11 protein-coding genes and 1 tRNA gene are annotated in these 12,547 nt (G+C 65.2%); 7 read left to right on the top strand and 5 right to left on the bottom strand.

The features are described from left to right. Positions 1–2: 2 nt before the first annotated feature. A complete protein-coding gene (locus NOV74_RS05240) occupies positions 3–875 on the bottom strand; it encodes a cyclic di-GMP-binding domain-containing protein, MshE-related (RefSeq protein ID WP_257309876.1) in 873 nt (290 codons plus the stop codon). A gap of 91 nt (positions 876–966) precedes the next feature. On the opposite strand from NOV74_RS05240, the gene NOV74_RS05235 reads away from it, so the two are divergent. From NOV74_RS05235 to miaB, 3 genes are all read left to right on the top strand, one after another. Then, positions 967–1,593 (top strand): hypothetical protein, encoded by a 627-nt coding sequence (locus NOV74_RS05235; protein WP_257309874.1) that lies wholly within the window; start codon positions 967–969, stop codon positions 1,591–1,593. After that, positions 1,593–3,626 (top strand): TonB-dependent receptor, encoded by a 2,034-nt coding sequence (locus NOV74_RS05230; RefSeq protein WP_257309873.1) that lies wholly within the window; start codon positions 1,593–1,595, stop codon positions 3,624–3,626. Before NOV74_RS05235 ends, NOV74_RS05230 begins: the two co-directional genes overlap by 1 nt. Before the next feature lie 518 nt (positions 3,627–4,144). Then, positions 4,145–5,449, top strand: coding sequence for a tRNA (N6-isopentenyl adenosine(37)-C2)-methylthiotransferase MiaB (miaB, locus tag NOV74_RS05225; RefSeq protein ID WP_257309871.1), 1,305 nt, complete (start codon positions 4,145–4,147; stop codon positions 5,447–5,449). A gap of 13 nt (positions 5,450–5,462) precedes the next feature. Here miaB and NOV74_RS05220 read toward each other — a convergent pair whose 3' ends face one another. Beyond that, complete coding sequence (locus NOV74_RS05220; RefSeq protein ID WP_257309869.1) at positions 5,463–6,335, bottom strand: aldose 1-epimerase family protein; 873 nt, start codon at positions 6,333–6,335, stop codon at positions 5,463–5,465. Positions 6,336–6,403: 68 nt separating this feature from the next. On the opposite strand from NOV74_RS05220, the gene NOV74_RS05215 reads away from it, so the two are divergent. After that, positions 6,404–6,946 carry a hypothetical protein gene (locus NOV74_RS05215; protein WP_257309867.1) on the top strand — a complete coding sequence of 181 codons (543 nt, stop codon included), beginning with the start codon at positions 6,404–6,406 and terminating at the stop codon, positions 6,944–6,946. A 76-nt stretch (positions 6,947–7,022) separates the two neighbouring features. On the opposite strand, the gene NOV74_RS05210 is transcribed toward NOV74_RS05215, so the two are convergent. Further along, a complete protein-coding gene (locus NOV74_RS05210; RefSeq protein ID WP_257309865.1) occupies positions 7,023–8,096 on the bottom strand; it encodes a type I restriction endonuclease in 1,074 nt (357 codons plus the stop codon). A gap of 284 nt (positions 8,097–8,380) precedes the next feature. Continuing rightward, a tRNA-Leu gene (locus NOV74_RS05205) sits at positions 8,381–8,466 on the bottom strand. A gap of 47 nt (positions 8,467–8,513) precedes the next feature. On the opposite strand from NOV74_RS05205, the gene NOV74_RS05200 reads away from it, so the two are divergent. The 3 genes from NOV74_RS05200 (at position 8,514) to NOV74_RS05190 (ending at position 11,591) form a co-directional block, all read left to right on the top strand. Continuing rightward, positions 8,514–8,843: a c-type cytochrome gene (locus NOV74_RS05200; RefSeq protein WP_257309863.1), complete on the top strand. Its 330-nt coding sequence runs from the start codon at positions 8,514–8,516 to the stop codon at positions 8,841–8,843. A 66-nt stretch (positions 8,844–8,909) separates the two neighbouring features. Continuing rightward, complete coding sequence (locus NOV74_RS05195; protein WP_257309862.1) at positions 8,910–9,269, top strand: c-type cytochrome; 360 nt, start codon at positions 8,910–8,912, stop codon at positions 9,267–9,269. 24 nt (positions 9,270–9,293) lie between these two features. Next, positions 9,294–11,591 (top strand): ATP-dependent helicase, encoded by a 2,298-nt coding sequence (locus NOV74_RS05190; RefSeq protein ID WP_257309860.1) that lies wholly within the window; start codon positions 9,294–9,296, stop codon positions 11,589–11,591. 7 nt (positions 11,592–11,598) lie between these two features. Here NOV74_RS05190 and NOV74_RS05185 read toward each other — a convergent pair whose 3' ends face one another. After that, positions 11,599–12,516, bottom strand: a complete 918-nt coding sequence (locus tag NOV74_RS05185) for a TIGR01777 family oxidoreductase (RefSeq protein ID WP_257309858.1) — start codon at positions 12,514–12,516, stop codon at positions 11,599–11,601. Between the last annotated feature and the right edge of the window lie 31 nt (positions 12,517–12,547).

Genomic DNA, 12,547 nt, shown 5'->3' with positions numbered 1-12,547 from the left:
GACTAGGTATCTTTCCCGCCGTTCTTGATCTCGCCAGACTCGACGAGGTTGGCCAGCAGGCGCTGGAGCTCGTCATCGCCGAGGATGCCGCGGCGCTGGAACAGGCGGATCATGCCGAGCACCAGGGCGCGAGTCTGGTAGGTGTCCAACGGGGGAATCGATTCGCGCAGCGTCTTGCCATGGATGAGTTCGGAGGGCGCCGCCGGCCGAGCTGCCTCCACCGGCTCGAAGAAGCGGAAGGGATCAAGGTTTGCGGGTTCTTGAACCGGGGCACCGTGGCTGCCGAAGAAGGGGTCTGGCGGGAAGGCTGCCTCAGCGGCGCTGCCCGAGGTAGGCAAGGGCAGCGGGTCGAGGCTGAAGGTGACCGGAAGCGCCTCACCCTCCGCCTGGTCGGCGCCCACGTCCACCCGCACAGGTGCCCCGGGGGCAGGCACCTCCAGGTTCCGGTAGAGATCGCCGATGGCCTTCCGGAGCGCGCTATGGGAGGCCACCACCGGCTGGATGTGCAGGCCCGAAGCGAACCTGGCGCTATCCACGGCATTCAAATCCGAGGGGTCGGACATGGCCAGGACCAGCGACTTGGGCTCTTTGACCGAGATGGGGAGCACTGTGAACTGGTCCGCCAAGCGGTAAGGCACGAGCTTCAGCACCTCCGGCGGCACCGCCAGGTCCCGCACGTCGACTTGAGGCACGCCGGTCTGGTGGCTGAGGAAATCCATGAGGATTTCCTCGGTGATGTAGCCGAGGGCCACCAGGTTGCTGCCCAGGCGCCCACGGGCGATCTTCTGATGGGTAATGGCGCTTTGAAGCTGGGCTGGCGTGATGAGGCCAGCCTCCACGAGCATTTCGCCCAGCCGTTTGATCGGTTGCTGCATGAGGGAGTCCTGGGGCTTAGGTCTTCCGGGGATGCACAGAGGTTGGCCCCCAAGGTAACGTCATTCAAGGCTTTTGTGGGCTGGGGGGAGCATGGATTCTGAAGATCTCTGGCGTGCGGTCTTGCACGATTTCAACAATCTGGTGACGGGGCTCCAGGGAGTCATCGACCTGGGCGACCCGGACCTCCCGTTCGATCCGCACAACCATGCAAGGTTGGAGACGATTCTCGCAGATGGCAAGACCCTCATCGCCCAGGCCCGCGCCATGGCCCTGGGCCGCCTGCCCCTTTCCGAGCCGGTCCCCTGGGAGGATTGGGAAGCTGGAGTACGGGCGCGCCTCGACGCCACCGGCAGCCTCTTCCGATGCCCGGTGGAACTGGTGGATGCAGGAGCGAGAGGCGCTCCCTGGCCCGCGCCCCTGCTCCAGGATTGGGTCGTGACCTTCACCAGGCAGATTCTCCCCTGGGCCGCGCCCGGTCCCCTGCGCCTGGAAGCTCAAGTCGACCTCGATGCCTGGGTGCTTCGCTGGCTCACCGATGCCCCGCTCCCGGTCGCTTTGGAAGCCGAACCAGCTCCGGAAGCGCCGCGAAATCTGGCTGGGCTATGGTTGCGCGGCATGGCCAGCCACATGGACCTGACGTTCGAGACCTCCCATGATTTCATCCAGGCCCGCATTCCCCGCGAGAGTGCCGCAACGACCCAGTTCAAGGATTTCTGATGCTCCAGGCTCTACCTCCCGTTCCACCCGCAGCCGTGGTGGAGGTCACCGCCACGCGCTTCCCTGAGGACCCCGCGAAGGTGCCCGCCTCCATCACGGTCCTCACGGCCAGGGAGCTGGCGGAGCGTGGCGCCACGGACCTGGGTGGCGCTCTAGGGCTTCTGGCCGGTGTCGCCATCGCCCCTGGCGGAGATGGCGGTCCGGCCGGCAGCGTGCCCGAGTTCTGGGGCCTGAAGGAGTTCGACGCCTTCCTGCTCGTGGTGGACGGTGTGCCCTGGGGCGGTGCATTCAATCCGGCCCTCTCCACCTTGAGCCTCGAAGGCGTCGAGCGCATCGAGATCCAACGCGGCGCGGCGCCGGTGATGTACGGCGCCACCTCGTTCGTGGGTGTCATCCATGTCATCCGCGGCCTGCCAGCCGATGCCAAGGGTTCCGTCCGCTTGTCCGCGGGAAGCCACGGGAGTTTCGGAGGGGCGGTCTCCCTCCGGCTTCCGGCGGGGGCCAACACGGACAGCACCCTCACCGTGGATCACGACAGCCAGGGTTTCGAGGATGCCCGCACCGGCTTCCAGCGCACCCACCTTCTGTGGCGGAACCGCTTGCAGGCCCTGGATGGGGTGCTCCGTTTCGATCTGGAGGGCACGGCCACGGACCAGCAGCCCGCCAGCCCTTTCCCCCGCGTGGGCAGGGCGCTGACCGACCAGGTGCCCCTCGACGCCAACCACAATCCGGCCGGGGCCCACCTCGACGACCGGCGGGTCACGCTTACCACGGGCTATGACCGCGCGCTGGATGCCGCCACGTTGTGGTCCAGCACCCTCTCGGTGTCCCGGGCCCGGCAGGACGCCTTCCGCGGCTTCCTCACGGACGTGAGCGCCGCGGCTCCCAATGCCCACGGCTTCCGGGAGCGCATCGACCTCACAGATGTCTACTTCGATTCGCACCTCACGTGGACGGGCCGCTCCAACCTTAAGGTGGTGGCCGGTCTGGATCACCTCCATGGCCAGGGCCGCGGTCGGGGCGGGGACTTCGACTACTTCGTGAACCTCGATGGATCCGGTGCCCCCGGGGCTGCCGACCTCCCCAGCCAGGCGGACATCCGCATCGACGATCGGCGCGACTTCTCAGGCCTCTACGCCTTCGTCCAGTGGCAGGCCGCGCCCCGCCTGACGCTTGAGGCGGGCCTGCGGCTCACGCGGGCGGAAGAAACCCGTCGCACGTCCACGCTGGATTTGACCAGTGGAGCCGTTGAGGGCGGATCCGACGCCCGGGCCACCACCCGCCTGGGCGGCAGCGCCGGTGCCACCTGGACCGCCTGGCAGCGCGGCGAGGACCGCGTGAATCTCTACACGGGCTTTCGCAGCACCTTCAAGCCCGCGGCCATCGACTTCGGCCTGGATAGTGGCGCCCGGATGCTGAAGCCTGAGACCGCCACCAGCTACGACCTCGGCCTCAAGGCGGAGCTTCTGGGCCGGCGGCTCGCCCTGGAGCTCGGCACCTTCCTCATGGACTTCGAGAACCTGGTGGTGCCCCAGTCCGTGGCCGGTTCACCGGGGCTCGCGAACGCCGGCACCGAGCGGTTCCAGGGCGTGGAGGCTAGCGCAGCCTGGCGTCTCACGCACGACCTGGCAGCCCGGCTCGCCTACAGTTACCACGACGCCCGCTTTCGCGACTACGCCAAGGATTTCGGCGACGGCACCCTCACCCAACTGGCCGGGAAGCGATTGGAGATGTCGCCCTACCACCTCGGGGGCCTGGGCCTCGCCTATGCGCCTGCCCGAGGCCTCACCGCCTCCGCGGAGATGTCCTATGTAGGGGCCGTGTTCCTCAATCAGCGCAACACCGCCCCGGCCGGCGGCTATGCCACCTGGGCGGCCAGCCTGGGCTGGCGGTGGGAGGGCTGGGAGGTCCGCCTGGACGGCCGGAATCTCACGGACCGCCGCAAGCCCGTGGCCGAGAGCGAGCTGGGGGATGCCCAGTACTACCTGCCGCCCGGCCGACAGGTGGCCCTGAGTGCCCGCTACCGGTTCTGAGGGCTCAGAGCCCTGAAAAGCTTGGACAGGATGAACAGGATGACAAACAGGATTAAAAGGATCTGATTATCGGCGAGACTCAGCCAGAAAAGCAGGAACACAGAAGGCACAGAAGCGCCCGTTGGGCGCACACAGAGGGCGCAGAAGGGGCCGGGCTCACCGCAGACATCCCTCCGCGGGCGGCGACTCCGGGCGGCTTCCAGGGGCCGCCATGGCCGCCGCCCACGAAGCAGGCCGCGCGAAGCGCGACCTGGGGCCGGAGGCCCGGATGTCCTGGCTGGAGCGCCAGGTGCATGTTCCTTTCCTCCGCTTTCCTCGGCTCCTCCGCAAACCTCCGCTTATGGACGCCTTTTCTGCGCCCATCTGCGACCTCTGCGGTTTCAGACTTTCAGGCTGAGGCTCGCCGATAAGCAGATAACAGGATTCATTTCCTTGGCCTGAATCCTGTGAATCCAAAGAAATCCTGTCAATCCTGTCCAGGTATCTTTTTCAGTACACTCAAGGGTTTGGGCGGTGCGATGAAGTTCCACATTCAGACCTGGGGCTGCCAGATGAACGACCACGACGGCGAGAAGTTGTCGGGGTTGCTGTCGGCGGAGGGCTTCGAGGCGGTGGATGCCGCGGAAGACGCGGAGCTGGTGCTGCTGAACACCTGCTCCATCCGAGAAAAGGCCGTGCACAAGGTCTATTCAGAGCTGGGCCGGCTCCGTGAGGAGAAGCAGCGGCGCCCCCTGCTGGTGGGCGTCACGGGCTGCCTGGCCCAGCAGGAGCAGGCGGCTCTGTTCAAGCGGGCGCCCCACATCGACTTCGTGCTGGGCACCATGGCCCTGAAGCAGCTGCCGCGCCTGGTGGCCGAAGCCCGGGCCGGCAAGGCCCGGGTGATGGACACCGGCGAGTATCCGGACAACCACCTGTTCCCGCCCGCCGTCACGCGCCGCCGGGACACGGCCAAGGCCCTGGTGACCATCACTGAGGGCTGCAACCACGCCTGCACCTACTGCATCGTGCCCACTACCCGGGGGGCCGAGCGCCACCGTCCCTACGAGGACGTCTTGGCCGAAGTGTGGGGCTTGGTGGAACGCGGCTACCGCGAGGTGGAGCTGTTGGGCCAGAACGTGAACAGCTATGCGGGCGGCTGCACCTTCGCGGACCTGCTGGAGCGCGTGTCCGAGGTCGAAGGCCTCGAATGGATCCGCTTCACCACCAGCCACCCCATGAACTTCACGAAGGATCTGGCCCGGGTGCTGGTGACGAATCCCAAGGTGGTGCCCTTCCTCCACCTGCCCCTGCAAAGCGGCAGCGACCGGGTGCTGAAGCGCATGCTGCGGGAGTACACCGTGGCCGAGTATCTGGAGCGCCTGGGCTACCTGGGCGAAGGCCGCGCGCGGATGACCCTCAGCACGGACTTCATCGTGGGCTTCCCCGGCGAGACCGACGAGGACTTCGAGGCCACCCTGCGCGTGCTGGATGAAGTGGCGTTCGACGGCTCCTTCAGCTTCATCTATTCACCGCGACCAGGGACGCCTTCGCTGCGCCTCAAGGATGACCTGCCCATGGCAGAGAAGTCCGCTCGGCTGATGCGCCTCCAACAGCGCCAGATGGAGCTGACCCGCGCCAGCAATGAGCGATTCGTGGGGCGCGAGATCCCCGTGCGCGTGGAGGATCACGGTCCCAACGAAAACGGCTGGTGGTTGGCCCACAGTGGCGAGTGGAAGACGGTTCACCTGATGGTGGAACCCGGCCGGCAGCTGCCCTTCGGCGAGCTGGTGCAGGCGCGGGTCACTATGGCCAGCCCGCATTTTTTGGGGGCCGAACTGGTCTAGCAGCCTTCAGCCATCAGCCTTCGGTGGAGATGGTGAGGCACCAGCGGCGGGTCTCGCCGGGAGGCAGCAGGAAGCCACCCGGCTTGTCGGCGAACTCCCCGTCCCAACCTTCGGGGGCCGCATAGCCCTCCCAGGGCTCGATGCAGAGGAAGGCGGGGCCGGGATCGGGCTTGGCCCACAGGCCCAGGTGCGGGAAGCCCTCCCACCGCAGGGTGAGGGTCGGTCCGCCTTCGGCCTCGAAGCGGAGGCTTTGGCTCCGGGATTCCAGGAAGATCAAGGCATCCTCGGCGAACAGATCTTGGTCGAGTGGCAGCACACGCCCTTGGATGGGGGTGGCCTGTGGGGTTGGATCCAACAGCCCCCCAGGCGTCAGGCGCCGGAGGGGGCCGGGTTCGTCGGCCTCGAAGACGAGGCAATGCGCGGCCTTGGGAAGGTGGGGCACCAAGGGCCATCGGAAGGCCGGATGCAGGCCCAGGCTGGCGGGCAGGGGCGTGTCGCGAGGGTTGCGCAGGGCGATATCCATGCGCAGGGAGGTGGCCTTCAAGGTGTAGGCCACCCGCAGCAGGAAGGGGAAGGGGTAGACGGCGCGGCCGCCTTCGTCGTCGCGCAGTTCCACGGTGCAGGTGGTGGCAGTCCCTTCGAGCAGGGCGAAGTCCCGATCCCGGGCGAAGCCGTGCCGCGGCATGGGGAAGGCCTCGCCCCGATGTCGCAGGACGTCACCCTGCAGGCGGCCGACGATGGGGAAGAGCAGGGGAGCGTGCCGGGGCCAGAGGGGGCCTGCCTCCCACAGCAGGTCAAGGCCGCCCAGGCGCAGGGACTGGAGCTCGGCGCCCTGGGCTGAGATGACCGCTTCAGCCGCGCCGGTGTGCAATCGATGGATGTCCATGCACGAGATTATCCCTGCCATGGTAGATTTTCCCCGCCAAGCCTGCCGCTTTCCTCCGGGAGCCAGCCATGCCATTCACGGCGGACGTCATCGCGACGACCCTCCACGCGCCCCTCGCGAACGTGGAGAAGCACTGGCCACTGGTGGTGGAGGCCCTGAGCGCGCTCAAAATCCTGGATCTGACCACGGAGGTGGCCGCCATCGCCACCATCGGGGCGGAGAGCTACCTCTTCGCGCCGGAGCGGGAGCAGGGCAGCGACGCCTACTTCCGGCGCATGTACGAGTTCAAGCGCGCCCTGGGCAACACCGAGCCCGGCGACGGGGCCAAATACTGCGGCCGGGGGTTCATCCCCGTGCTGGGTAAGGCTGAGTACGCACGCTTCGGCAAGCTGGTGGGCGTCGATCTGGTGGAGGATCCGGACCGGGCCTTGGAACCAGCCCTGGCCGCCCGCATCCTGGCCTACGACTTCATGCTCAAGGAAGTGCCGAAAGCCGCCGCCGAGGGTGAGTGGGTGAAGGTGCACCGCCTGGTCCGCAGCGACCTTTCTGGCTGGAAGCGGTTCAACGGCATTCTCATCCCCCTGCTGAGGCTGCTGCCCGAGCAGGGGTGAGACGAAGGCCTGTGCGCGGACGACGGGAGCCATCCGGCCAGTGTGCCGGGTCGCCTTGCTCCGGCCCAGTCGCCATCTACGGCTTTCCGTTTCCGTGGAAAGTGGCAACAGCCTTCAAACCATCTGCCATTTGGTAGAGGTCAGTGAGATCGCTGATCGGCGTACGGGTTTCGATCTTCTGGGTATCGAATACTCCTACCGCCTTGCTCTTTGAATTGAAATAGAAGCGGCAGATCGGCTTGCGATTGTTATCGTCATACAACACCGCACAATAACTTTGCGCATCGCGAATCGCGACCTTCTTCGGCTCCACGACTTCTCTAAGGATCGCTCGAACGATGTAGAAGGCCTCCCATTCTTCCGGGGTGGTAATGATCTTCTCTTCTTCCTCTTGGGGAGGAACGACTGGCTCCACTGGCTCGGTGATATTCGATCCGTTATCAGCTAGAGCAACCTTCAGCCGGTCACTGATCTTGTCGTTGACCAGTTGCTGAAAAGCCCGCTTGGTGAGGGTGGCGAATTGATCTTTCACAACCTGGGTCATTCTTCCGCTGTAGACCTTCCCTGCCAAAAGCCGCACAAACTCTTCGGAAGGGCTGTGGAGTTGCTCGTTAAGCACCCGCTGGATCTCCTTCGTGTATTTGAGATCCGTAGCGGTGGAGAGGATATTGCTTATGTCGAAAGTAGACTTGGTGAACTTCTTGAGTTCCTCTGCATCCTGATCCTTGAAATCCAGCAAGTTGAATTCTAGAAACGGCTTGGCATCCATCATGTTTGGCTGATCCAGGTCGGTGTAGAAGAAATAATGGATGCCGTTTGTGAGGACTCCAAAGCGGGTTTCGGTGACTGTGAAGTAGCGGAACAGCTGAGTGGCAGTGATCTTCTTCAGGTCCGTCCCGTACTTCTTGCATTCCATGATGATGATGGGTTTCCCATCTCGAAGGATGGCGTAGTCCACCTTCTCGCCCTTCTTCACGCCGACATCCGCGGTGAGTTCAGGTTGGACTTCCGTGGGGTCGAACACATCGAAGCCAAGCGCTTTGATGAAAGGAAGGACGAGGGCGTTCTTAGTCGCCTCTTCAGTCTGGAGATGTCCAGCCTGATTCGGAACACGAGAAGCAATCAGCCGAAGTTGATCGAGGAAATCCATGGTGGCTCCCAGAGATATTCAATGTGATCTCACTAAAGATAAACAGGGTTAGCATAGATACTCAATTGCTCTGTTGCTCCATTGCATGGTTCATCCCGGGAAATGGCAAACGCATCTGCAAGGCGTCTATTCAACGCTAGCCACCAGGCGTAAATCGCGCAGATTCCCTGTGGGACAGCTAAATTCTTCATAGATCGAAGGCGGACGCTCAGGCGCACCGCCTGGAAGTGTTTGAAAAGGGTTTCAACTCCATCCACGGGTTGACCTGGGTACCCGAGGCAAATTGGTGCGCCCGACCAGACTCGAACTGGTACTCCGTTTCCGGAAGCGGATTTTAAGTCCGCAGCGTCTGCCATTCCGCCACGGGCGCGTGGCTCCAGCCTAACGGCGCTTCGCCGCCCATGGTAGCGTCGAGCCATGGGGACCCGTTCCGTTGCGCTGCTGCTGGTGATCTTGCCCGCCTCCCTGTCCGCCCAGGTCCGGGACCTGCGGGAGTTCTACCGGGAGCGCTGTGTGGCCTGCCACGGGGCGGAGGGTACTGGCCGGGGTCCCAATGGCGCCCGTCTGGGCGGCGGATCCCTTTTGGACCTCCGGCGCATGGCCCGGCAGGAGGAGGCGGGCCTGGTGATCACCATCCTCAGGGGTCGTGGGGCCATGCCAGGTTTCGGCCGGCAGCTCACGGAACCGGAGGCCCGTCGCCTGGTGACTGAGGTGCTGCGGCCCATGGCCTCACACAAAAAACGCTGAGGGGTCTTGCGGGAGCCGGCCCAGGACCCATCCTGGCCTGGTGTTTCAACATCCAACGAGGTGGCCATGCGGATCGTCGTGCTGCTCTCCTCCCTCCTCCTTGCTACTGGTCTGGGGGCTCAGACCCCCATGAAATCAGTAGACGAGCTGCGGGCCTTTTTCTCCCAGAACTGCGTGAAGTGCCACGGCCCGGATGGGTCAGCCCACAGCGCCGAAGGGAAGAAACTGGGCGGGTTCGATTTCACGGACACCAAAAAGGCCGCGAAGGAAACCGATGCCGACATGGAGAAGACCATCCGCAAGGGCATCTTCTTCGGCTTCGTCATGCCCTCCTTCAAAGACCGTCTTACCGAGGCCGATCGGGCACTCATGGTGAAAGAGGTGCTTCGGAAGGCCGAGAAGGGCAAAGCCATCGTGCCGCGATAGGAGGCGGGCCGATAGGATGAAGGGATGCCCGGCGCCGCCCACGATCCTTCCACCCACCCCCTGCTCCGCAATCTGAACGCCCCCCAGCGGGAGGCCGTCTGCCATGCCCATGGGCCGCTGCTCATCCTGGCGGGTGCCGGATCGGGCAAGACCACGGTGATCACGCGCCGCATCGCCTGGCTCATCGAGGAAGAGGGTGTCCATCCGGGCTCCATCCTGGCCATGACCTTCACGAACAAGGCGGCCGAGGAGATGCGGGAGCGCGTCCAGCGGCTCGTCTCTGTGCCCGCCGCGCAGATGTGGGTGAGCACCTTCCACAGCTTCTGCACCCGCATCCTCCGGCGCGAGGGTGAGCGCACACCCGTGGGCCGGGATTTCGTTATCTTCGATCCGGCGGACCAGAAGAGCCTGATGAAGCAGGTGCTGGCGGAATTGAAGCTACCCGAGAAGCAGTTCCACCCGAAGAAGGTCCTCGAGCTCATCAGCGACTTCAAAAACCGCTGCCTGCTGCCAGAGGAGGCCCGCGAGGAAGCCCTGGATCCCTGGACGCGCAAAGTCCTGGATGCCTACGACCTCTACCAGAAGGGCCTGAAGAACCACCGGGCATGTGACTTCGACGACCTGCTGCTCTACACCGAGCGCCTCTTCCGCGAGTCCGTCATCCAGGCCCAGTACGGGGAGCGCTTCAAGTTCATCCTCGTGGACGAGTATCAGGACACCAACCGCGCCCAGTACCTCCTCGTGCAGCACCTGGCCCGGCGGCACCACAACCTGTGCGTCGTGGGCGATGAAGATCAGTCGATCTATGGCTGGCGTGGCGCGGACATCCGCAACATCCTGGATTTCCAGCAGGACTTCCCCGAAGCCGTGCGCATCGAGTTGCTGCAGAACTACCGGTCCACGAAGAAGATCCTGGACGCGGCTTCCGAGGTCATCGCCAACAACTCCCAGCGCGTGGAAGGCAAAGGCGCCCTGATCACCGACCTGGGCGACGGCGAGTCCATCACGTTCAAGCTCACGGACGAGGGGCGCCTGGAGGCAGAGTGGGTGGTACAGCGCATCCAGGAGCTGCGGTACCGCGAGCCAGACGCCAAGGTGGCTGTGCTCTACCGCGCCAACTGGCAGTCCCGCCAGATGGAAGAAGCGCTGCGCGCCCAGAACCTGCCCTACCGGCTGGTGGGCGGCGTGAAGTTCTACGAGCGCCAGGAAGTGAAGGACCTCATCTCGTACTTGCGCCTCATCTCGAACCCGTTTGACCTGGTGAGCTTCCGCCGCTGCGTGAACGCCCCCACCCGTGGCGTGGGGCCCACCACGCTGGGGAAGATCGAGGGCGCCATTCCTGAGGGCGGCACACCGCTTGAAGGGCTGGCCATCCTGCTACGGGCGGGCGAGCTGAAGGGTCGGGCCCAGCGCGAGATGGGCAAATTTCTCGAGCTCTTCCACCGGGCCGGCGCCGAACGGGAGGCCCAGGACCTGGCGGGACTGGTGAAGTGGGTGCTCCAGGAAAGCGGCTACCTCCAGAGCCTGGAGGACGAGGCTACGCTGGAGGCCGAAGGACGCATCCGCAACCTGGAGGAATTCCTTAGCGCCGCCGCTGAATCTGAATCGCTGGGTCTGCGCCTCTCGGAATTCCTGGACCGCATCACCCTCGCCTCGGATACGGACCAGCTGGAAGAGTCCGCCCACCTCAGCCTCATGACCATCCACTGCGCCAAGGGCCTGGAGTTCCCCTTCGTCTTCGTCATCGGCATGGAAGAGGATGTCTTCCCCAATCGCAACGCCCGCGAGACGCCTGAGGGGCTGGAGGAGGAACGCCGCCTCTTCTACGTGGCCATCACCCGTGCCCAACGCCGCCTCACGCTGAGCGCCGCCCGGCGGCGCCGCATCATGGGTACCGAGATGCTTTCCATGCCCAGCCGTTTCCTGCGGGAACTCCCGGCGGAGGCCCTGACGGCACCCATCCGCTGGGGCACTGAGCTCTACCAGTCTGGTGAAGGCGTGCGGCCGGGCAGTTCCTTCACCCGGGGTGCGGGCGGCGGCTCCGTGGCCTCGGAACTCCAGCGCATCCGCAGCTTCTTCGACCGGGTGAAGGACACCCCGATGCCATCCTCCGACTCGGATGGCGGCCTGCGCGCCGCACCGGCCGAGAAGGAAGATCCCAATGCGTTTCCAGCTGGCACCAGGGTGAAGAGCGCCCGCTTCGGCGCGGGTACCATCCTGGCTGCCTCGGGGCGCGGGGAGGGCCTGACCTACACGATCCGTTTCGACCAGGGCGGCGACCGGCGCATCATGGCCCGGTTCGGGGGATTGGAGCGGGTCTGACCCGCACTTACAGCAGATCCTCCAAGGCCGAAGCCGCGGTGGGGAACTGGTAGCCGAAGCCAAGAGCCTGGGCATGGGCCGGGATCAAGAAGGCGCCCTGGAGCAGCAGGCTGGTGGCCATCTCGCCCAGCATCACCTTGGCGGCAGTGGCGGTGACGGCGCCTGGTACCGGGAACAGGGGGCGATGGAGGCGTCGGGCCAGCAGGTCGGTGAAGACCTCGTTGCTGACAGGTTCTGGCGCCGTGCCGTTGAAGGGCCCCTCCCAGGCGGGGTTGCGAGCCGCCTCCATGAACATGGCGACCAGGTCATTCAGGTGGATCCAGCTGAGGCCCTGCTGGCCCGATCCGAGTTTGCATCCCAGGTAGAGCCGCACCGGCAACGCCATCTTCGGCAGAGCGCCACCATCCCGAGCCAACACGACACCGATGCGGATCCGGGCGACGCGGACGCCGATATCCGAGGCTGCCATGGCCTCCGCCTCCCAGACCCGGCAGACGTCGGCGAGAAACCCGGCCCCTGCTGCGGCGCCCTCGTCCATGGGCGCCTGGCCCCGAGCCCCGTAGTAGCCGACGGCCGAGGCGTTCACCAAGGTTTTCGGCGGCCGCTGGCAATCCTTCATCGCCTCCACCAGACGACGAGTCGCGAGGATCCGGCTGTCCCGAATGGCGGCCTTGCGGGCCACGCTCCAGCGTTTCTCCGCGATCCCCTCGCCCGCCAGGTTGATGACGGCATCCGTGCCGTCGAGCAGGGCGGTGAGGTCTTCCCAGCCCTGGGCGTGGGCACCTGTGGGCAGACCCGCCCCAACGGGATTCCGGGTCAGCACCGTCACCTGCGCGCCCAGATCCAGGAGTGCCTGCACCATCGGTCGGCCCACCAACCCCGTACCGCCGGCGACCACCACCCGCCTAAGACCTGGACCCGTCATGGGCATCTCCCAGCACGAATATAAGTTAAGT

This window comes from Geothrix fuzhouensis (assembly GCF_024609325.1).
Lineage (GTDB): Bacteria > Acidobacteriota > Holophagae > Holophagales > Holophagaceae > Geothrix > Geothrix fuzhouensis.
Note: the sequence above shows the minus strand (reverse complement) of the source record. Positions and strands in the feature narration are given on the sequence as shown.